16 protein-coding genes and 1 pseudogene are annotated in these 21,124 nt (G+C 64.4%); 13 read left to right on the forward strand and 4 right to left on the reverse strand.

Annotated features, from left to right (window positions below):
* Window positions 1-169: 169 nt before the first annotated feature.
* The 3 genes from aspS (at window position 170) to ABGN05_RS05210 (ending at window position 4,745) form a co-directional block, all read left to right on the forward strand.
* On the forward strand, window positions 170-1,960 hold the full coding sequence (gene aspS, locus ABGN05_RS05200) for an aspartate--tRNA ligase (protein ID WP_367952910.1): 1,791 nt from the start codon (window positions 170-172) through the stop codon (window positions 1,958-1,960).
* Window positions 1,961-1,964: 4 nt separating this feature from the next.
* Window positions 1,965-2,603: a pyroglutamyl-peptidase I gene (locus ABGN05_RS05205; protein WP_367952911.1), complete on the forward strand. Its 639-nt coding sequence runs from the start codon at window positions 1,965-1,967 to the stop codon at window positions 2,601-2,603.
* A gap of 279 nt (window positions 2,604-2,882) precedes the next feature.
* Window positions 2,883-4,745: an acyltransferase family protein gene (locus ABGN05_RS05210; protein WP_367952912.1), complete on the forward strand. Its 1,863-nt coding sequence runs from the start codon at window positions 2,883-2,885 to the stop codon at window positions 4,743-4,745.
* 441 nt (window positions 4,746-5,186) lie between these two features.
* Here the strand turns inward: ABGN05_RS05210 and ABGN05_RS05215 are convergent, their stop codons facing one another.
* Window positions 5,187-6,371, reverse strand: coding sequence for an aq_1923 C-terminal domain (locus ABGN05_RS05215; RefSeq protein WP_367952913.1), 1,185 nt, complete (start codon window positions 6,369-6,371; stop codon window positions 5,187-5,189).
* 280 nt (window positions 6,372-6,651) lie between these two features.
* Here ABGN05_RS05215 and parC point away from each other — a divergent pair, with 280 nt between their 5' ends.
* The gene (gene parC, locus ABGN05_RS05220; protein ID WP_367952914.1) at window positions 6,652-8,949 is read left to right on the forward strand and encodes a DNA topoisomerase IV subunit A; all 2,298 of its coding nucleotides are present in this window, start codon (window positions 6,652-6,654) and stop codon (window positions 8,947-8,949) included.
* 50 nt (window positions 8,950-8,999) lie between these two features.
* Here the strand turns inward: parC and ABGN05_RS05225 are convergent, their stop codons facing one another.
* Entirely contained in the window at window positions 9,000-9,464 is a 465-nt protein-coding gene (locus tag ABGN05_RS05225) for a RidA family protein (protein WP_367952915.1), read from the reverse strand.
* A 249-nt stretch (window positions 9,465-9,713) separates the two neighbouring features.
* Between ABGN05_RS05225 and ABGN05_RS05230 the strand changes: the two genes are divergently transcribed.
* The 3 genes from ABGN05_RS05230 (at window position 9,714) to ABGN05_RS05240 (ending at window position 14,807) form a co-directional block, all read left to right on the forward strand.
* Window positions 9,714-10,382 carry a TetR/AcrR family transcriptional regulator gene (locus ABGN05_RS05230; protein WP_367952916.1) on the forward strand — a complete coding sequence of 223 codons (669 nt, stop codon included), beginning with the start codon at window positions 9,714-9,716 and terminating at the stop codon, window positions 10,380-10,382.
* A 61-nt stretch (window positions 10,383-10,443) separates the two neighbouring features.
* Entirely contained in the window at window positions 10,444-11,664 is a 1,221-nt protein-coding gene (locus tag ABGN05_RS05235; protein WP_367952917.1) for an efflux RND transporter periplasmic adaptor subunit, read from the forward strand.
* A complete protein-coding gene (locus tag ABGN05_RS05240; RefSeq protein ID WP_367952918.1) occupies window positions 11,661-14,807 on the forward strand; it encodes an efflux RND transporter permease subunit in 3,147 nt (1,048 codons plus the stop codon). The genes ABGN05_RS05235 and ABGN05_RS05240 overlap by 4 nt, the downstream gene beginning before the upstream one ends.
* Window positions 14,808-14,877: 70 nt before the next feature.
* On the opposite strand, the gene ABGN05_RS05245 is transcribed toward ABGN05_RS05240, so the two are convergent.
* Window positions 14,878-15,297 carry a PaaI family thioesterase gene (locus tag ABGN05_RS05245; RefSeq protein WP_367952919.1) on the reverse strand — a complete coding sequence of 140 codons (420 nt, stop codon included), beginning with the start codon at window positions 15,295-15,297 and terminating at the stop codon, window positions 14,878-14,880.
* A gap of 107 nt (window positions 15,298-15,404) precedes the next feature.
* On the opposite strand from ABGN05_RS05245, the gene paaA reads away from it, so the two are divergent.
* The 6 genes and pseudogenes from paaA (at window position 15,405) to paaE (ending at window position 19,679) form a co-directional block, all read left to right on the forward strand.
* A complete protein-coding gene (paaA, locus tag ABGN05_RS05250) occupies window positions 15,405-16,400 on the forward strand; it encodes a 1,2-phenylacetyl-CoA epoxidase subunit PaaA (protein ID WP_367952920.1) in 996 nt (331 codons plus the stop codon).
* 5 nt (window positions 16,401-16,405) lie between these two features.
* Window positions 16,406-16,867 (forward strand): DUF3291 domain-containing protein, encoded by a 462-nt coding sequence (locus ABGN05_RS05255; RefSeq protein ID WP_367952921.1) that lies wholly within the window; start codon window positions 16,406-16,408, stop codon window positions 16,865-16,867.
* A gap of 11 nt (window positions 16,868-16,878) precedes the next feature.
* Window positions 16,879-17,166: a 1,2-phenylacetyl-CoA epoxidase subunit PaaB gene (paaB, locus tag ABGN05_RS05260; RefSeq protein WP_367952922.1), complete on the forward strand. Its 288-nt coding sequence runs from the start codon at window positions 16,879-16,881 to the stop codon at window positions 17,164-17,166.
* A complete protein-coding gene (paaC, locus tag ABGN05_RS05265; RefSeq protein WP_367952923.1) occupies window positions 17,166-17,936 on the forward strand; it encodes a 1,2-phenylacetyl-CoA epoxidase subunit PaaC in 771 nt (256 codons plus the stop codon). The genes paaB and paaC overlap by 1 nt, the downstream gene beginning before the upstream one ends.
* 176 nt (window positions 17,937-18,112) lie before the next feature.
* Window positions 18,113-18,589 (forward strand): annotated as a pseudogene (gene paaD / locus ABGN05_RS05270) (1,2-phenylacetyl-CoA epoxidase subunit PaaD); the annotation flags it as partial.
* Between the two features lie 10 nt (window positions 18,590-18,599).
* Complete coding sequence (gene paaE, locus ABGN05_RS05275; RefSeq protein WP_367952924.1) at window positions 18,600-19,679, forward strand: 1,2-phenylacetyl-CoA epoxidase subunit PaaE; 1,080 nt, start codon at window positions 18,600-18,602, stop codon at window positions 19,677-19,679.
* Window positions 19,680-19,854: 175 nt separating this feature from the next.
* Here the strand turns inward: paaE and ABGN05_RS05280 are convergent, their stop codons facing one another.
* Window positions 19,855-20,940: a hypothetical protein gene (locus ABGN05_RS05280; RefSeq protein WP_367952925.1), complete on the reverse strand. Its 1,086-nt coding sequence runs from the start codon at window positions 20,938-20,940 to the stop codon at window positions 19,855-19,857.
* Window positions 20,941-21,124: the final 184 nt, after the last annotated feature.

Raw genomic sequence — 21,124 nt, forward strand, 5'->3', positions numbered from 1 at the left:
CTTATTGTACCACGCGACCCTATTCGGTTGAGAATGCGGCAGGGTTTCGGCCTTCGGGTCGCATCCTTGACAAAAGACGGCCTGCATGCGCTTTTCCGCGCGGATTCGAGGGGCCGGGCGCGTCGCGCCGACGGCCCCGTCACCGTTCCTCGAGAAGACCGGATTTCCGATGCACCGCTACCGCAGCCATACCTGCGCCCAACTCCGCAAGTCCGACGAGGGCTCGACCGTGCGCCTGTCCGGCTGGGTCCACCGCGTCCGCGACCATGGCGGGCTTCTCTTCATCGACCTGCGCGACCATTACGGCCTGACCCAGATCGTCGCCGACCCCGACTCGCCCGCATTCAGGACCGCCGAGAAGCTGCGCGGCGAGTGGGTCATCCGCGTCGACGGCAAGGTCAAGGCGCGCACGCGCGAGACGGTCAACCCGAACCTGCCGACCGGCGAGATCGAAATCTTCGCGCAGGAGATGGAGGTGCTCTCCTCCGCCAGGGAACTGCCGCTGCCCGTCTTCGGCGAGCCCGACTATCCCGAGGACATCCGCCTCAAGTACCGCTTCCTCGACCTGCGCCGCGACACGCTGCATCGCAACATCGTGCAGCGCACGAAGATCATCGCCGAGATGCGAAGGCGCATGGCGGAGGTGGGCTTCACCGAATATTCGACGCCGATCCTGACCGCGTCCTCGCCCGAGGGCGCGCGCGACTTCCTGGTGCCCTCGCGCATCCATCCCGGCACGTTCTACGCGCTGCCGCAGGCGCCGCAGCAGTACAAGCAGCTCATCATGATGTCGGGCTTCGATCGCTACTTCCAGATCGCGCCCTGCTTCCGCGACGAGGACCCGCGCGCCGACCGGCTGCCGGGCGAATTCTACCAGCTCGACCTCGAGATGAGCTTCGTCGAGCAGGACGACGTGCTGGGCACCATGGAGCCCGTGCTGCGCGGCGTCTTCGAGGCCTTCGCCAACGGCAAGCCTGTCACTCAGGAGTTTCCCCGCATCCCCTATGACGAGGCGATCCTGAAATACGGCTCCGACAAGCCGGATCTCAGAAACCCGATCGAGATGCAGGACGTCTCGGAGCATTTCCGCGGCTCCGGCTTCAAGCTGTTCGCCAACATCCTCGCCAACGATCCCGCGGCGGCCGTCTGGGCCATTCCCGCGCCGACCGGCGGCAGCAGAGCCTTTTGCGACCGCATGAATTCGTGGGCGCAAGGCGAGGGTCAACCCGGCCTCGGCTACATCTTCTGGCGCGAGGAGGGCGGCAAGGTCGAGGGCGCCGGCCCGATCGCCAAGAACATCGGCGAGGAGCGCACGGAGGCCGTGCGCCTGCAACTCGGCCTCAAGCCGGGCGACGCCTGCTTCTTCGCCGCCGGCGACCCGAAGAAATTCTACCCCTTCGCAGGTGCTGCCCGCACGCGGGCGGGCGAGGAACTGAACCTCGTCGACCGCGACCGCTTCGCGCTCGCCTGGATCGTGGACTTCCCCTTCTTCGAATGGGACGAGGAGGAAAAGCGCATCGATTTCGGCCACAACCCCTTCACCATGCCGCGCGGCGGGCTGGGGGCGCTGGAGACCGAGGAGCCGCTGTCGATCAAGGCCTACCAGTACGACCTCGTCTGCAACGGCTTCGAGATCGCGTCCGGCGGCATCCGCAACCATCTTCCCGAGGTGATGGTGAAGGCGTTCGGCATCGTCGGGCTCGACCATACGGTTGTCGAGGAGCGCTTCGGCGGCCTCTACCGCGCCTTCCAGTACGGAGCCCCGCCGCATGGCGGCATGGCGGCCGGCATCGATCGCATCGTCATGCTTCTGGTCGGCGCCAAGAACCTGCGCGAGATCACCATGTTCCCGATGAACCAGCAGGCGCAGGACCTTCTGATGGGCGCGCCGTCGGAGGCGTCGCCGACGCAGTTGCGTGAACTCTCGCTGCGCGTCAATCCGGTCAAGAAGGAAAGCTAGGACGATGGCCGCCGGCCCGCGCGTCCTCGTCACTGGTTTCGAGCCTTTCCCGGGCGCGCCGGTGAACCCCACCGAATGGCTCATCAGGAGCCTGACGGAGGAGCCGCCGCTCGACCATCTGGCACATGTCGAGGCATTCCGCGCCGTCGTGCTCCCGGTCGACTACGCCGCTGTCGGCCCGCGCCTGTCCGAACTCGGACGCGAATTCGCCCCCGACATCGCGATCCATTTCGGCTTGGCCGACGAATGCTCCGGCTTCCGCCTGGAACGGCTCGCCCGCAACCGCTTCGCCGCCGACCGCCCCGACAATTCGGGCGCCCTGCGCGATGCGGGCCGGGTCTGCGCCGGCCCCGACACGCTGGAATCCGGCCTGCCGCTTCATGCGATCCACGACCGGCTCGCGGAGATGAACCTGCCGGTCGAATGGTCGGACGACGCCGGCGGCTATCTCTGCAACACGGTCTTCATGCTGTCGCGCGCCAAGGCCTGCGACGGCTTCGCCCCCGCCATGAGCGGCTTCGTCCATGTGCCTCTGACAGGTGCGAAACCGGGCTGCGCCATGACCCCGGAAGAGCTGCGCGCGGGTGCCCTCGCCATCCTCGATCTCTCCTGCCGCGAGTGGCGCCGGCTCCACAGCCTTTGAGGAGCGGGAGTGGGAGCAGGGCGGGGCAATGCGAACCACCGAGCGGTTGTCGGAGATCGCCGAACTCCGTTTGTTTCAAAGGCACGTCCTGTTGTTGGTGACGAGCCGGCCGGTCCGCGACGCGAAGACGGTCGCCAGTACCGCTATTCAAGGCGCCGGCTGCTTCGACGACTGCGCTCGAACCAGCTTCGCGTCCTGTCCAAGCGGGGTAGCGGCGGGAGCGGTTGAGATTCTCAGGCTGGCATGCTTAGGGGAAAACTGCTGCGCGAGGTGTTGCTGATGAACTATAGGCCCGACATCGATGGATTACGTGCGATCGCGGTGGGATCGGTAATACTCTATCATTTCGATGTCTGGCCGTTCACGGGCGGTTTCGTCGGCGTAGATGTCTTCTTTGTTATTTCCGGCTATCTGATCACGAATCTGATCGTGAAAGAGATCAATGCGGGAGAATTCAGTTTCGGTAATTTTTATATACGCCGTGCCAGACGTCTTCTCCCGGCATTCTTTGTCGTTCTCGCCATTACTTTCTATTTTGGCGTTCTTGTGTTTGGCGCAAAGGATTTGAAGGCGCTCGGAGAATCGACAATGTATGCGATTTTCAGCCTATCAAACTTCCATTTCTGGAGTATTGCCGATTATTTCGACACATCGACGAAATTGAAGCCGCTCCTCCACACTTGGTCATTGAGCGTAGAAGAACAGTTCTACTTGTTCTGGCCTCTGACCATCGTTCTGCTGTTCCGCCTGCCTCGCTTGGTCGCCCCGATCGTATTGGCGCTCATGAGCATCTCAAGCCTCGCCCTCGCCGTGTTCTGGATCAGGAGCGGTGATGGGGTAACGGCATTCTATCTCCTGCCTGCCAGGATCGTAGAGTTTGGGTTCGGAGCCGCGTTGGTTTGGATCCCCCGTTTTGTGGTGCCGGCTTTTTACAGGGAAATGGCATTGGTCTCCGGCTTGGGGATGATCCTTGCTTCAGTCCTGCTCTATACCGAGGAAACTCCCTTCCCGGGTTTTGCTTCACTTCTTCCCTGTCTAGGCGCAGCGCTCGCGATCTTCGGTGGTATGGCACCGATGTCCGGCATCATCCTGCGCAACCCCGTCGCGGTATGGATTGGGAAGACCAGCTATTCGTCATACCTCATCCACTGGCCTGTGGTGGTTTTTGCCTCTTTCATGTCTCCCCCGGGAGTTTTCCCATGGTGGAAGACAACTCTGCTGATCGGCATAACGTTCGGTTTGGCTTGGATGCTCTACGAGTTCGTTGAACAGCCGTTCCGGCGGAGGCGCTGGCGCTTTTCATGGGCCGCTGCGACCGGGATCTTGGCCGCGCTGGCAATAGTGCTCCCCGCCGGTTCGGCGTGGTCTTCGAACGGATGGGGCTCCCGGGTTCCGCCTGAACGGAAGAAAATCGCGCAGGTGGGAGGTATGCGTAGCAGCTGCGGCCGCACCAACCCTTCTGTGAGCAAGAAAATCTTCTACTGCCAGAAATGGAGTAAAAAGCCGCGTGACATCATCGTCTACGGTGATAGTCACGCGATGCACCTTTTCTCCGGCGTCGCGTCTTCCTTCGAAGCGGAAGCCAACATCTATGCAATGTTCTTCGGTGGTTGCGCGCCGCAGGTCGGAAACACTTCGTTCACCTGGCGCGTTCCGTCGCAAGACTGTGTCAGACACAACAAGCGCATGATGAACGTGCTGAAGAAGTGGAGGCCGTCAACGGTAATCGTCTCCAATGCCGCTCGCGGAGATCCCGAGGAGATGGCACAAGCAACGAATGAACTGATCCGAAGGATTGCGGCTTTCGGCCATGAAGTCTACTATATCGGTGACACGGTTCGCCCCGGCGTGTTTCTTGATCGCTGTATTGCGGTTCCAGACTATCTTTTGGACGATAAGTCCATGGAAACCCGCTGCGCAGGAGACCCAAGCTTCCGTCAGAACCTGCTTGCCTACAACAAGACCATGGCTCAGATTATTCCGGACTACATTGATATTAGCGCGGTGCAGTGCCCTGATGGAAAGTGTTCTTACTTCCTGGACGGCAAGCCAATGTTCATCGATGACCATCATCTGTCAGCGCATGCGTCACGCTTCATCATTCGCAGCATCCGGACTAAGTTGATGCAGAAGCCGCATTGATCGCCGGACATAATCTCAACAGTCAGTGGAGCTTTCGCGTCAGCCTGCGGATTGGACTTCGTTTCTGGATGCCCTGCATATTTTCCGCGATTCCACCGCACGCCAACTGCGCCAGGTAGTTTGCGATGGTTTGAAAGAGGCGAGCGTGAACCTCTGACGTCCATTGGCGGGTCGGTGAAGACCGCCAGGGCGCTGGAGACGCAGGCAGACAGAAGGGACGCGCTATCACGTCCAAGTCGGCTTCATCTCCACAATTTCCCGCACGTCCGCGATACCCCCTTCTCCCCGTTCACGGGGGTCCGAAGGACGGGCGAGGGGCTGCGCGATGGTTGATCGAAAACACCTGGGCGGGCCGCCGCGCCCCCGAGACCGCCAACAAAAAACCCCTCGATCCATTCCGGACCGAGGGGTTCCAGACTGCACGGGCCGTGGCCGCCGTCGCTACTCGTTCGCCGCCACACCGACGCCGAGCTGCTGCGGCAGCGACTGCGGCGCGGTCATGGCGCTGGCCGCGATCATGGCGAAGGGCAGGGGGTTTGCCGGTGCCACGCGGATCTCCAGGCTCTCGGGATTGTCGAGGAAGGCGTTCACGGCGGCGCTGACCTCGGTGGTCAGGGCCGGGTTTCCGATCTGCATCATCGCGAAGGGCAGCACGGCCTTCGCCTGGTTGGCGATGTCGGCGGGCTTGGCGCCCTGCTGGTCGGCGAAGTACTGGAGCACCTTCCGGGTCAGCGTGTCGTCGTCGAAACGCAGCGTCGCGCCGTGCAGGTTGAGCTGCTGCATCAGGCCCAGCATCGCCATGCCCTGCGCCGACTGGTCCTGGCCCTCGGTCTCGGCCATCTTCGCCTGCGTCTCGCGCAGCGCGGCGATGAACTGCGGTGTGTAGCCGGTGATCTCGAAGGTCAAGCCAAGCGTGCCGGCATTGTCGATCGAGATGTCGTACTGATCGAGCGCGAGCCTGCCACTTTCCGGCTCCCAGGTTCCGGCCATCTCGACCGTGCCTTCCAGCGTCTCGTAGCCGGCGCTCGCAAGGGCCGCCTTCGTCTTCGGGTCCTCGACCGCCGAGAGATCGGCGGAGAAGCGTTCCGCGGCGCCGCTGAAAGCGTAGGGCGTGCCGTCGCCCCCCGTCATCTCCGTATGCAGCTGCTGGAGCGTGAACACGTCCATGCCGCCGTAGGAAACGTTCAGGGAGCCGATGTCGGCGCTGTCATAGACTGCGATCTCGTTCATGGGATCGGCCATATCCTGCGGCGGCAGCCGCAAACCCGAAATCGACATGTCGCTCATGTCGATTTCCACGCCTTCGCTGGAGAAGGAATAGGTCGGCATCGACAAGGTGCCGATGACGATCGTTTCGCCGTCCTGGCTGACGTTCTCTAGGTCGAGGTCGCCGATCTGGACGCCCTCCTCTTCGCCCGGGACGCTCATCGCCACACCCTGCAGCATGACGGAGGAACCGGAACCGCTCACATTGTCCCAGGTAGCCTGCACGCCCTGCTTCTCGAACATGGCCTTCAGGCGGGCGGCGACTTCGTCGGCGCTCTGGGCGAAGGCGGGCAATGGTGCCAGCGCGGCCAGGAGACCGGCGGTCGCGAGGGTTCCGAGCCTGGATTTGAAATGCGTCATGATGTGTTCCCTGAGGTTTCCGTGGGGTTCTTCGTCATCAATCGAAGAAAAAGCGACCGTATGATGTCCTTGCCGGCGCGAGCCGACGCCGTCTGTAAACTATGCCACTCCCGCAGTGATCCAGCGGACGAACCTCCGCCGGCATTCCACCGTCCATCCGGATCGCACGGCAACGTTGCCGTTTCGTGGCGTCGGGAGCGGGGGAGGGTTACGCAAACATCCGCGGGGATGGCTTTTCGTCCCACTTGCCCCGGCCCGCTGCCTCCGCTAACCCCCGACCATGGGAAAAAGCCTGATTCCGCCGGGGTCCGGCGATGGCGACGGCGATGGCATCGAGCCCGTCGATCTGAAGAAAGCGCTCGAGGAGCGCTACCTCGCCTATGCGCTGTCGACCATCATGCACCGGGCGCTGCCCGACGTGCGCGACGGCATGAAGCCCGTGCATCGCCGCATCGTGCACGCCATGCGCCTGCTGCGGCTCAATCCGGACCAGCGCTTCGCCAAATGCGCCTCGATCGTCGGCGAGGTGATGGGCAAGTTCCATCCGCATGGCGACCAGTCGATCTACGACGCGCTGGTGCGCCTGGCGCAGCCGTTCTCCGTGCGTTACCCGCTGGTCGACGGGCAGGGCAATTTCGGCAACATCGACGGCGATAACGCCGCCGCCATGCGCTACACCGAGGCGCGCATGACCGAGGCGGCGACCGAACTGCTCTCCGGCATTACCGAGGACGCGGTCGACTTCCGCGCGACCTACAACGAGGAGAACGAGGAGCCGACGGTTCTCCCCGGCGCCTTTCCGAACCTCTTGGCCAACGGATCCACCGGCATCGCCGTCGGCATGGCGACCTCGATCCCGCCCCACAACGTCGCCGAGCTCTGCAAGGCGTCGCTCCACCTGATCGACCACCCGGACGCCTCGGTCGAGGACCTCCTGACCCAGACGCCGCACCCGGAGGACGACGACGAGAACATGGTCCGCGGACCGGATTTTCCGACCGGCGGCATCATAGTCGATCGCTGGGAGACGATCGTCGAGGCCTACAAGACCGGCCGCGGCTCGTTCCGGGTGAGGGCGCACTGGACCGTCGAGGACCAGGGGCGCGGCACGTGGCAGATCGTCGTCACGGAAATCCCCTACGGCGTGCAGAAGGCCAAGCTGATCGAAAAGATCGCCGAACTTTTGATAGCGCGGAAACTGCCGCTCCTGGAGGACATCCGCGACGAGAGCGCCGAAGACATCCGCGTCGTGCTCGTCCCCAAGAGCCGCAGCGTCGATCCGGCGATCCTGATGGAATCGCTCTTCAAGCTGTCGGAGCTGGAAAACCGCTTCAGCCTCAACATGAACGTCCTGTCGCGCGGGCGCGTGCCGAACATCGTCTCGCTGAAGGAGGCGCTGCAGCAGTGGCTCGACCACCGCAAGGAGGTCCTCGTCCGGCGGTCCCGGCACCGGCTGGCAGAGATCGAGCGGCGCCTCGAAATCCTCGGGGGCTACCTGATCGCCTATCTGAACATCGACGATGTGATCCGCATCATCCGCGAGGAGGACGAACCCAAGCAGGTCATGATGGCCCGCTGGGACCTCACAGACGTTCAGGCCGAGGCCATCCTGAACCTTCGCCTGCGCGCCCTGCGCAAGCTGGAGGAGTTCGAGATCCGCAAGGAATTCGACAACCTCACCGCCGAAAAATCGCAGATCGAGGCGCTGCTCGCCTCCGACGCCAAGCAGTGGAAGACGATCCGCTGGGAGGTCGAGAAGCTGCGCGACCGTTTCGGCTCGCGCACCGACCTCGGCCGGCGCCGCACCCGCTTTGCCGACGCGCCCGAGCACGACGAGACGCATATCCAGCACGCCATGATCGAGAAGGAGCCGGTCACGGTCGTCGTCTCGGAAAAGGGCTGGCTGCGCGCCATGAAGGGCCATCTGTCGGAATTCGACAGTCTGTCTTTCAAGGAAGGCGACAAGCTCAAGCTCGCCTTCCATGCCCAGACCACCGACAAGATCCTGGTCTTCACCACGGGCGGCAAGTTCTACACCATCGGCGCCGACCGGCTGCCGGGCGGCCGCGGCCACGGCGAGCCGATCCGCATCATCGTCGACATGGAGAACGACCAGGACATCGTCACCGCCTTCGTCCACGATCCGAAGCGAAAGCTCCTGCTCGTCTCGCACCTGGGCTACGGCTTCGTCGTGCCGGAAGAGGAGGTGGCGGCCAATACCCGCAAGGGCAAGCAGGTGATGAACGTCAAGGCGCCCGACGAGGCGGCGCGATGCGTCTTTATCCATAGCGGCGACGACCATGTCGCCGCGGTCGGCGAGAACCGCAAGATGCTCGCCTTCCCGCTTGTCCAGATCCCGGAGATGGGCCGCGGCAAGGGCGTGCGCCTGCAGCGCTACAAGGACGGCGGCGTCTCCGACATCAAGACCTTCGCGCTGGAAGCGGGCCTGACCTGGACCGATTCCGCCGGCCGCGCCTTCGTGAAATCGAAGGACGAACTCGCCGAGTGGATCGGCGACCGCGCCTCGGCGGGGCGCATGGTGCCGAAGGGCTTTCCGCGGACGGGGAAGTTCGGGTGAGAAGTAGCCGGGCGGGGTGAAGCTTGCCGGCGGCTTGCCCTGTCTGCCTCTCACCCCCGCGCCACCGCCACTACCCTGATCTCCATCAATCCCCCCGGCACGATCAGTTCGCTCACCCCGATCGCCGTCCACGCCGGCCATGGCTCCTTGAGATACCGGTCCTTCACCCGCATGAAGGTCTCCATGTGGCGGGCGATGTCCACGTGGTAGGTCGTGATCTCGACGATGTCGGATAGCTCCGCGCCGCATTCGGCCAAAATCGCCTTCAGCGCCTCGAAGGCGGTGGCGAACTGGGCTTCCGGGTCCTCCACTGCCGCCAGCGCGGCGAGCGGCGCGTCGGGGTCGGCGAGCGTCGTCTCGGCGCCCTTCAGCCCGTCGGCGCCCGGCGTCTCGCCGCCGGGGCTCGTGCCGATGATCCCGGAGCAGTAGATCATGCCGTTGGCGATTACGGCCGGCGCGAAGTGCCAGTTGTCGTAGACGCCCTGGAGGGCCGCCGGTACCACCGTCCTGCGCATGTCTCTTTCCCCCAATGCATCCGCCGCTCGTTCGACCTGAAGGATGCAGTTCCGGCAAGCCCGGTCAAATCCCATTTGCTCGCGGCAGCCGCGCCATCGACGCCCGCTCCGCCCATTTTTTACCAGCCATAGCGCGAGACGATTTACCGCTCCTGCCGGATTTGTCTGCATGTTGCAGTGCATCATCTTGACTGCGAACGAACATTCGCTTAAATTGAGAACGATCGTTCGCACTCAAGGTAATTTAGCATGCCCCAATCGCAGCCGCTCGTGGCCGAGCCGGAAGGCGAGGCCGCCGAGGCACCCATGACGCGCGCGGAACGCCGCGACCAGCAGGTCATGCGCATTCTCGACGCCGCGAAGTCCTGCTTCGTGCGCTCCGGCTTCCAGGGTGCGTCCATGCATCAGATCTGTGCCGAGCTCGGCATGAGCCCGGGCGCGCTCTACCGCTATTTCCCGTCCAAGGAAGCGATCATCGAGGCGATCACCGAAGCGGATCGCAGCCACGAGGCCGAGATGTTCGCCGCCATGGGCGAGAACCCGGACGTGGTCGACGGCTTCGTCAAGGCGGCGATCGCCCACCTTCGCTACATCCACGAGAGCGGGAACGCGCCGCTCTTTGCCGAGATTCGCGCCGAATCCATGCGCAACGAGGCGATCCAGCTCACCTGCCATCAGTCGATGGGCGAGGTCCAGACCAGCTTCCGTACCTATTTCGAGGCGGCGATGCGCCGCGGCGAGATCGATCCCTGCGTCGAGCTGGAAACGATCCTTCCGGTCATGATGGCTATCGGCGAGGGTCTGGCGATCAACGATCTTCCAGCGCAGGGGGTGTCACTCGACCGCGTCGAGGCACTGATGCGCGTGACAGTGGAAGCGATGCTGCGCCCGAAACGCAAGCTTTACGAAACGACCTGACGAACGGCAACGGACCGAAACGGTCGGCCGATACTGAATCCGCCATCAGACGAGGCGAACTATGAAGACCAGCCGGTTCCTGTTTTCCGCCGCGGCGGTGCTCCTTGCCGGGGCCGCGGCTCTCGGCATCTCCCAGGATGCCTTCACCGCGCCCAAGGCCGAGACGGCTGCCGGCGCGGTCGAGGCTCCGCGTCCGCCGGCCATCCGCGTGGTGCCGGCCGAGCGCCGCGAACTGATCGAAACGCTCGAGGTGACTGGCACCGTGGTCCCGCGCGAGGAGGCGGCGGTCGGGATCGACCTCTCCGGCATGATCGTGCTGGAACTCCATGCCGACCAGGGCGACATGGTGAAGAAGGGCGACCTGCTCGCCGTGCTCGACAAGGCCATGCTGGAGACGCAGCTCGCCCAGGTCGTGGCCAACCGCGCCCAGGCAGATGCCAGTGTGGCGCAGGTCCGCGCCCAGATCACCGACGCCGAGATCGGCGTGCGCCAGGCCGACGAGGGGCTAGATCGCGCCAGGCAGTTGCAGAAGAAGGGCATCGCCGCGCAATCCCAGCTGGACAACGCCGTGAACGCCTATGACAGCGCGCAGGCCAAGCTCGTCTCCGCGCAGAAGGCGCTCGCCGCGTCCGAGGCCCAGCTCGGCGTCATCGACGCGCAGAGGCGCAACATCGACCTCCAGATCGAGAAGACGCAGGTCAGGGCGCCGGCGGACGGTCTCATTCTCGCGCGCAACGCGACGCTTGGCGGCATCGTCGGGGCAAGCGTCGGCCCCCTGTTCCGGATCGCCATCGACGGCCAGCTCGAACTCGCGGCCGACGTGCCTGAGACCGTGCTGCCGCGCCTTTCGGCCGGGCTCAAGGCGAACGTGCGCCTGCCGGGCATGGACGAAGCGATCCCCGGCGAAATCCGCATGATCGAACCCGAGGTCGATCAGAAGCTGCGCATGGGCATGATCCGTATCGCGCTCTCCGACGAGGAGAACGTGCGGGCCGGCAATTTCGCCCGCGGCAGCATCGAACTCCTGCGGCGCGAGGGGGTGGCAGTGCCTTCGACCGCGCTCGTCTATCGCGGCAGCGACGGGTTTCTCCAGCGCCTGAACGGGGAGGGCAGGGTGTCGACCGTTCCGGTACAGCTCGGCGCGCGGGCAGACGGCTACGTCGAGATCCTGGAAGGACTGGCCGAAGGCGACGAGATCGTCTCCCGCGCTGGAACCTTCGTGGCCGACGGCGACGAGATTACGCCCGTGCGGGGCGACCGGACGGGAGCCGTCGCACAATGAACTGGAACTTTTCCGCCTGGTCGATCCGCAATCCGGTTCCGGCCGTCCTCCTCTTCATCGTCTTGACGGCGCTGGGGCTGATCAGCTTCGCCAACCTGCCCATCACGCGCTTCCCCAACATCGACATCCCGCTCGTCTCGGTGGTCGTGAAGGATCCGGGCGTCGCGCCGAGCGAACTCGAGACCCAGGTCACCAAGCGGGTCGAGGACGCCGTCGCCAACATTTCGGGCGTCAAGAACGTCGTCTCGACCATCACTGAGGGCAATTCCCAGACGGTGGTCGAATTCCGGCTCGAGGTCGACACTCAGACCGCCGTCAACGACGTCAAGGACGCCGTCGAGCGCATCCGCTCGGCATTGCCGGCAACCTCTGACGAGCCCCTCGTCAACCGCATCGACGTCGAGGGCCAGGCGATCCTGACCTACGCCGTGCGTGCGCCGGCCATGACCATCGAGGAGCTCTCCTGGTTCGTCGACGACGTCGTGATCCGCGACCTCCAGGGGCTGAAGGGCGTGGCCCGCGTCGATCGCTACGGCGGCGTGACGCGCGAGATCAAGGTCGAGATCGATCCGGACCGCCTGACGGCGCTCGGCGCGACGGCCGGCGACGTCAATCGGGCCCTTCGGGCGGCCAATGTCGACCTGACCGGCGGCAACGGCGAGTTCGGCGGCCGCGACCAGACCATCCGCACACTCGGGGGCGCCAATTCGATCGAGGGCCTGCGCTCGCTGGAAATCCCGCTCGCTGGCGGCCGGCGCGTCACGCTGTCGGACATCGCGACCGTCACCGATTCCTGGGCGAAACCGAAGTCGTTCGCCCGCGTCAACAACCAGACCGTCGTCTCCTTCGGCATCTTCCGCGGCAAGGGCGAGAGCGACGTCGAGGTGAACGAGCGGGCGACGGTTGCGATCGCCAAGCTCCAGGCTGACTATCCGGACGTCTCCATCGCCAAGGTGGACGATTCCGTTTCCTACACGGAAGGCAACTACGATTCCGCCATGGAAACGCTGGTCGAGGGCGCGGTGCTGGCCGTGCTCGTGGTCTTCCTGTTCCTGCGCGATTTCCGCGCCACCCTGGTCGCCGCCTCCGCCCTGCCGCTGTCGGCCATCCCCACCTTCTGGGCGCTCGACCTGATGGGCTTCTCGCTCAATCTCGTCAGCCTTCTCGGCATCACGCTGGTGGTCGGCATCCTCGTCGACGACGCCATCGTCGAGATCGAGAACATCGTGCGCCACATCAAACTGGGCAAGTCGCCCTATCGCGCGGCGCTGGAGGCGGCCGACGAGATCGGGCTCGCCGTCATCGCGATCTCCGCCACGATCATGGCCGTCTTCGCGCCGGTCTCCTTCATGGGCGGCGTCGCGGGCCAGTACTTCAAGCAGTTCGGCCTCACCGTCGCCGTGGCGGTGTTCTTCTCGCTGCTGGTCGCCCGGCTGATCACGCCGATGCTCGCCGCCTATTTCCTGCGCGGCCACGGCCACGAGGAGCCGAAGCCCGGCTTCATCATGCGTGGCTACATGGGTTTCCTGCGCACCTCGCTGCGCTTCCGCTGGCTGACCCTGCTCGCCGGCATCGGCTTCTTCGGGGCCTCGATGTATGCGATCGGCTTCCTGCCATCGGGCTTCATCCCGAAGGAGGACGCCAGCCGCATCGTCTTCTCGCTCGAACTGCCGCCGGGCACGCTCTTGGAGGATACCCGCGAGACGACCGACCAGGTGACGGAGATCATGCGGGAAATGACCGAGGTCGAGAATGTCTACGTCATCGGCGGCTCCAGCCCGACCGGTTCGCTCGAGCCGCGCCGCGCCACCGTGGTCGCCGACCTCGTCCACAAGTCCGAGCGCGAGGTGAAGCAGGCCGAGACCGAGGAGACGCTCCTGACGAAGCTCGCCGTCGTGCCGGACCTGCGCGTCTACTTCGTCAACGACCGTGGTCAGCGCGCGCTGGAATTCGGCGTCATGGGCACCGACGGCGATCTGCTCGACACCACGGCGCGCGAGATCCAGAGCGCCATGACCCAGACGGGAAAATTCCGCGCGATCTCCTCCAACGCCGCGCTCGACCGGCCGGAAATCATCGTCGAACCCGATCTCGACCGCTTGGCCCAACTCGGCATCTCCACCGCCACCCTGTCGGAGACGCTGCGCATCGCCACCATCGGCGATATCGACGCCAACTTGGCGAAATACACGGTCGGCGACCGCCAGATACCGATCCGCGTGCAGTTGGACGAAGAGGCGCGCGACGATCTCTCGATCGTCAGTTCGCTGCCGGTGCAGACGGCCACCGGCGCCACCGTGCCTCTCTCTTCGGTAGCGAGCATCAGCTACGGCCAGGGCCCGTCGTCGATCCAGCGCTTCAACCGCCAGCGCCGCGTCGTCATCGGCGCGGACATGGCGCCCGGCTACGAGATCGGCGAGGGCCTCGCGTTGGTCAACGCCCTGCCGCGGGTCCAGAACCTGCCCGAAGGCGTGCGCGTGCAGGAGACGGGGGATGCCGAGGTCATGGGCGAGGTCTTCGCCGGCTTCGCCATGGCCATGGTCACCGGCCTGATGCTGGTTCTGGTCGTGCTGATCCTGCTCTTCGGCTCGGTGTTCCACTCGATCACGATCCTGGGCTCTCTGCCGCTGTCGATCGGCGGCGTGGTGACGGCCCTGTGGCTGACGAACTCGGCTGTCTCGATGCCCGTCGTGATCGGCATCCTCATGCTGATGGGCATCGTCACCAAGAACGCCATCATGCTCGTCGATTTCGCCATCGAGGAGGTGAAGCACGGCGTGCCGCGCGCCGAAGCCATTCTGGACGCCTGCCGCAAGCGCGCGCGCCCGATCATCATGACCACCATCGCCATGTCGGCGGGCATGATCCCGGCCTCGCTGGCGTTCGGCGACGGCGGCGAGTTCCGGGCACCGATGGCGATCGCGGTGATCGGCGGGCTTCTGGTCTCGACGGTCCTGTCGCTGGTCTTCATCCCGTCCATGTACACGATCATGGACGACGCGGCGCTCGGCGTGTCACGGCTCTTCCGCTGGGCCGTGCGGCCCAACGAAAAGGACGAGCCCGGCGAGGATGGCGCGCTCGCCGGCAACGTCCACGCCCTCGAACGCACCGCCGGCCACGACCTTCCCATGGCTGCGGAGTAGGGATTCGGCACCAGCCGGACCTCATCGCCGCCCGCATCGGCGGGCGGCGGCATGACCCGGCCGGTACGGGTCAATCCTCCAGATACGCGAACGCGCTCGTCGCCGTGACGGCGATCTTCTCCTCGCCCTTCGCCCGCATCTCCACTTTCGTGTAGGCCATGCGCTTGCCGTTGGAGAGCACGTCGACCCGGATCTCGACCTCTCCTGGCTTCAGGGGCCGGATGAAATGCGTCGTCAGGTCGACCGTGGTGCAGATGCGGAAGCGCCCGTTCAGCGCCGAGAGCGCCACGACCGAACAGGTGTCGGCGGCCGCCGCGGTCGCTTGGCCGCAGATGACGCCGCCGACATGGACCAGCGCACGGTTCTCCGGCAGGACGAAGCTGCCGCCCTTGTCGTCGAAGCCGACCGGCTTCAGGCCCATCTCGACGATCCAGGGCGCGAACACCCGCGCCAGCGTCTCTTCCGCTTCCTTCACCCCGAATGTCGTCACCGCGCTTCCCCGCATTTCATGTTACGAAAACTTGCATTGCCGACCATTTTTCGTTACATATTCCCGAGCGGCCGGATGTGCTATCATCCGACCATGGAGGAGATGCGATGTACAGTCAGGGACTGATCGGCGCCAAGACCGAAACCACCGAGGACGAGGCCTTCCTCGCCGCCTTCAAGGCGCGCATCGACGCTGAGGAGAAGATCGAGCCGAACGATCCGATGCCGGAGGGCTATCGCCGCACGCTGGTGCGCCAAATCGGCCAGCACGCGCATTCCGAGATCGTCGGCATGCTGCCGGAAGGCAACTGGATCACCCGCGCGCCCTCGCTGCGGCGCAAGGCGGCGCTTCTGGCCAAGGTTCAGGACGAGGGCGGCCACGGGCTCTACCTCTATTCCGCTGCCGAGACGCTGGGCGTGTCGCGCGAGCAGATGACCGAGGAGCTTCTGGCCGGCAAGGCCAAGTACTCCTCGATCTTCAACTATCCGACGCTCACCTGGGCCGACATCGGCGCCATCGGCTGGCTGGTCGACGGCGCGGCGATCATGAACCAGATCCCGCTCTGCCGCTGCTCCTACGGCCCCTATGCGCGCGCCATGATCCGCGTCTGCAAGGAGGAAAGCTTCCACCAGCGCCAGGGCTACGAGATCATGATGACGCTGGCGAAGGGCACGCCCGAGCAGAAGGAGATGGCGCAGGATGCGCTGAACCGCTGGTGGTGGCCTTCGCTGATGATGTTCGGCCCGCACGATACCGAGAGCCAGCACGGCGACCAGTCGATGAAGTGGAAGATCAAGCGCTTCACCAACGACGAATTGCGCCAGAAATTCGTCGACGCGACCGTGCCGCAGGGCGAATATCTCGGCCTGACTTTTCCGGACCCGGAGCTGAAGTGGAACGAGGAGCGCGGCTCCTACGACTTCGGCGCCATCGACTGGGACGAGTTCTGGCGCGTGGTCAAGGGCGGCGGCCCGATGAACCGCGAACGGCTCGAAGCCCGGAGAAAAGCCTGGGACGACGGCGCCTGGGTGCGCGAGGCCGCCCTGGCTCATGCCGAAAAGCGCAAGGCGCGCAAGGAGGCGACGCGGCTCGCGGCGGAGTAGCGTCGATGCACCTCGCCCAGCTCAACATCGCTCACGCGCGCTTCCCCCTCGACGACCCGCGCATGGCGGGCTTCATCGACAATCTCGACCGTGTCAACGCGGTCGCCGAGCGCAGCCCCGGCTTCGTCTGGCGTCTCGTCGGCGACGAAAACGATGCGACGGACCTGCGCTTGGCAGAAAATCCCGACGCGATCGTCAACATGTCGGTCTGGGAGAGCGCCGAGCATCTCGAGCACTTCGTCTGGAACACCGTCCACAAGCGGATCTACCACCGCAAGGGCGAGTGGTTCGCGGCATCAGCGAAGCCCTATTTCGTGATGTGGCCGGTTCCCGTCGGCCACCGCCCGGACCTTGCGGAAGCCGCCGGTAGGTTGGACCACTTCGAAAGACACGGCAGCAGCGACCATGCCTTCGGCTGGGAAGGCCTGCCGCATCTGAAGCGCTGGATGGAAGAGCGCTGCGCGTAGGGAAGAGAACCATGGCAAAAAACGAAATTCCCCTCTGGGAAGTCTTCATCCGGCCGCGCAACGGCCTGGCACACAAGCATTGCGGCTCCGTGCACGCCGCCGATGAGGTGATGGCGCTGCAGGCCGCGCGCGACGTCTACACGCGCCGGGGCGAGGGCGTCTCGATCTGGGTGGTGCCGTCGGCGGCGATCGTCGCCTCCGATCCAGCGCAGAAGGACGAGAACTTCGAGCCGACCGCCTCGAAGATCTATCGCCACCCGACCTTCTACGAGGTTCCCGAGGAAGTGGGGCACATGTGATGTCTTCGATGACGCTCGACCGCGCGACGTTGGTCACCTTCGTGCTCAGGCTCGCCGACGACCATCTGGTGCTCGGCCATCGCCTGTCGGAATGGTGCGGCCACGCCCCGATGCTCGAGGAAGACCTCGCCATGCCCAACATGGCGCTGGACCTGATCGGCCAGGCGCGGGCGCTCTACGCCTACGCCGCGGAGATCGAGGGCAAGGGGCGCACGGAAGACGATCTCGCCTATCTCAGGCGCGAACGCGAATACCTGAACTGCCTGATGGTGGAGCGGCCGAACGGCGACTTCGCCCACACCATGCTGCGCCAGCTCTATTTCGCCGCCTTCATGGAGCCGTTCTGGAAAGCCGTTGCAACGTCCAGCGACGCGACCCTTGCCGGCATCGCCGCCAAGGCCGTCAAGGAAGTCGCCTACCACATCCGCCATGCCGGCGAATGGGTGGTGCGGCTCGGCGACGGAACCGCGGACAGCCGGCGCCGCATGGAGGCCGCGATCGCCTCCCTCGCACCCTTCGTCGACGAGATGTTCGAGGACGACGCCGTCACGGCCGCGGTCGCCGAAGCCGGCCTCGCGCCGCAGCCCTCGTCGCTCCGCCCCGCTTTCGACCGCCTCATTGGCCCGATCTTCGCCGAGGCGGATCTCGCCTTCACCACGGCGCCCTACGCGCAGCGCGGCGGCCGCAAGGGCATGCACGGCGAGGCCATGGGTTTCCTGCTGGCCGACCTGCAATACATGCAGCGCACCTTTCCGGGCGCGACATGGTGAAAGCGTCCGCGATCGACCCCTTCTCCCCGCCTGCGGGGGTCCGAAGGACGGGCGAGACACGTGGCTCGCCCCAGTGGCCCGAAGGGCCTGATGAGGGGCAACGCCGGAGCCAGCCGGGTTCGCGCGGCCCCTCATCCCCCTGTCGGGACCTTCTCCCCGCAAGCGGAGAGAAGGAAGAGCTCCGGCACCGCGCCTGGCTTGCTGCCGCATCCGTCCCCGATCCTGAAGTGCCCTGCGTCACTGTCGCCGATCTCGGCATCCTGCGCTCCGTGGAAATCGTCGAAGGCGTCGCGGTCGCCAAGGTCACGCCGACCTATTCCGGCTGCCCCGCCGTGCTCGCCATCGAACTCGCCGTCGAGGCGGCTCTGCGCGATGCCGGTTTCGAGGCGCGCGTCGAGCGTGTCGTCTCGCCCGCCTGGACGACCGACTGGATCACGCCGGAAGGCCGCGACAAGCTGCGCGACTACGGCATCGCGCCGCCGCAAAAGACCTCCACTTCCATCCGCTCGCTCTTCGGCGAAGTCGAGGTCGCCTGTCCGCGCTGCGGCTCGGCCGACACCGAGAAGCTCTCCGAATTCGGTTCCACCGCATGCAAGGCGCACTACCGCTGCCTCGCATGCCGCGAGCCCTTCGACTATTTCAAGTGCATCTGAGACACCGCCAATGGCCCCGCGCTTCCACGACCTCACCGTCACCGACATCGAACGCCAGACATCCGACGCGGTGGCGATCGCCTTTGCCGTCCCCGACGACCTGCGCGACGCCTTCCGCTTCCGGCCGGGCCAGTATCTGACGCTCGCCGCGAAGGTCGACGGCGAGGACGTGCGCCGCTCCTATTCCATCTGCTCGGCGCCCGGCGACCCGCATCTGCGGGTGGGGGTCAAGAAGGTGGCAGACGGCCGCTTCTCGCGGTTCGTCAACGAGGTGCTGTCGGTCGGCGACACGATCCGCGTCATGCCGCCGGAAGGCCGCTTCACCTCGCTCGCCGGCGAACGCCACGACTATCTTTTGATCGCCTCGGGCTCCGGCATTACGCCGATGCTGTCCATCGCCAGAACCGTGCTCGGCCACGAGCCGGAGAGCACGGTGACGCTGGTCTACGGCAACCGCTCGACCGATACGATCATGTTCCGCGAGGAGTTGCAGGACCTGAAGGACCGCCACATGCGGCGCTTTTCGCTGGTCAACATGCTGTCGCGCGAGAAGCAGGACTTCGACCTGCTCAACGGCCGCATCGACGGCAAGAAGATCGCGCACATGTCCGATCTCGGTCTGATCGATCCGCTGGGCAGCGACGGGGTGTTTCTGTGCGGACCCGGCGCGATGATCGACGACGTGTCGGAGACGCTGAAGTCCTATGGCGTCGATCCCGACCGCATTCGCTACGAACGCTTCACACCCTCGGGCGAGGCGCCCCGGCCGCGCGCGCCCTCGGATGCGGCGCAGAAGGCGGTCGCCGGCGGCGTTGCGATCGAGGTCGTGCTGGACGGCGTGCGACGTGAATTTCCGATGGGCGAGGGCGCCGAGACGGTGCTCGACGCCGCCCATAGCGCCGGGCTCGAATTGCCCTATTCCTGCGCCGGCGGCATGTGCTGCACCTGCCGCTGCCGCGTCGTGGAAGGCCAGTCGGAGATGGCCGTCAACTTTTCGCTGGAGCCGTGGGAGATCGAAGCCGGTTTCACGCTCGCCTGCCAGACCCGGCCGCTGTCGGACAGGCTGGTGCTGGACTTCGACGCGGTGTGAAAAAGCCCCTCCTGCTGGAACTCCGAGCGTCTGAAATAGCGTGATTTGCGGGGAGGCAGGTTTTCGGCGACACCGTCGGAAACCTGCCTCTCACCTGCTCAATGAGCTTCGGCGGCAACATTCGCTTGGCGTAGACAGCGAACCTGGCACCCCACAAAGTCTTGATTGTCAACGATCACGCTTGGGATCGCTGAGAGGTTTTCAGCCTCCCAAACATCAACCGTGCATAGCACGCGATTGCAAAGGCGATCAGCAGTTCACGGATTTCCGACAGCTCGTATCCATCCACCATTCCGCTGCCGAAGATGAGGAATACGCCCTGGGAACCGACGAGCAAGGCCAGCATTCCGCCGGCAGGGAACGACCTGCCACGCTCTCGTGCCTCGAGCACCAACTGCAGCGCAATCGCCGCGCCCAGAAAGAACCACACCTGGTATAGGAGGATGTTCCATTCTTCGTAGAGCAGCCCGGCAATAGGCAGGGACAGAAGTGCGAAGAACCGCCTCGGGACGAACGGACTCAGGGAGCGCAGGATGGTGTTGTCGGTCGCAGGCCAGAAGAACGGCAGCGCAACGAATGCTGCGAAGGCTGCGGAATAATAAGCGGCCTCGAACTTGTAGGTAGCGAAGTTGTGAAGGTTGGTTTCATTCTGGGCATTTCCGGCGAAGAGTTCCCCGGCTTCCCAGCCTAGCAAGTGCTGTCCCCACGACATCTCCTCCATCAGGATAAGGAACGCCACCGAGAACATGGCCGCGAACACCAGTGCGGGTGGACATCCGAAGATCCGGAAGTTCGACGCATGCCTGCTGTACGCGATGCACAAGCCGAAGTAAGCAAGCGCAACCAACAACACGAAGTCGGTTGCAAAACCCACGAACTGACCTTCTCGGACGGTCTCGTTCAAGACTTGGGGAGCGAGCAGGACGGTGACTGCGCTGAGCAGGAGAACGAAACCTGAGAACGTCGTAGCAATTGCGATGAAGCGCCCTTCGCGGTCGGTCGATGGGCTCGCATGGGCAGAGTGGGGCAGGCTTCGGAATGCAAAGAAGAGACAGCAAGCTACGATCGCAGAAGAGATAATACCCAGTAACCCTGGGAAATTCCAATCGGGCTTACCTTTTTCGAGGAATTGTACTCCGGAATTTATATTGATGTATGCAAACGTTGAAACCAATACACCAATGCCAATCAGTAAAATGATCAAACGCGCAGAGATTGAAAATTGTGAAGCGTAATCGGTGGAATTGTATTGCGTGCTCATGATTCCCTCCACGATTTTAAGTACCGTATCAATCTTTCATTAACCATGGAGATGTTTCAAGATATTTGGTTAATAGATAAAAGTCTAAATAATTTGTTCGAATCTGGTTGCAAAGAAAGCCCTTGAGTTGCACCACTGACCCGACAGGTCATCGACCTCTCGGGGAAGGCAGCCTCCCGAACGA

Origin of the sequence: Aquibium pacificum (assembly GCF_040839445.1) — a bacterium.
Lineage (GTDB): Bacteria > Pseudomonadota > Alphaproteobacteria > Rhizobiales > Rhizobiaceae > Aquibium > Aquibium pacificus.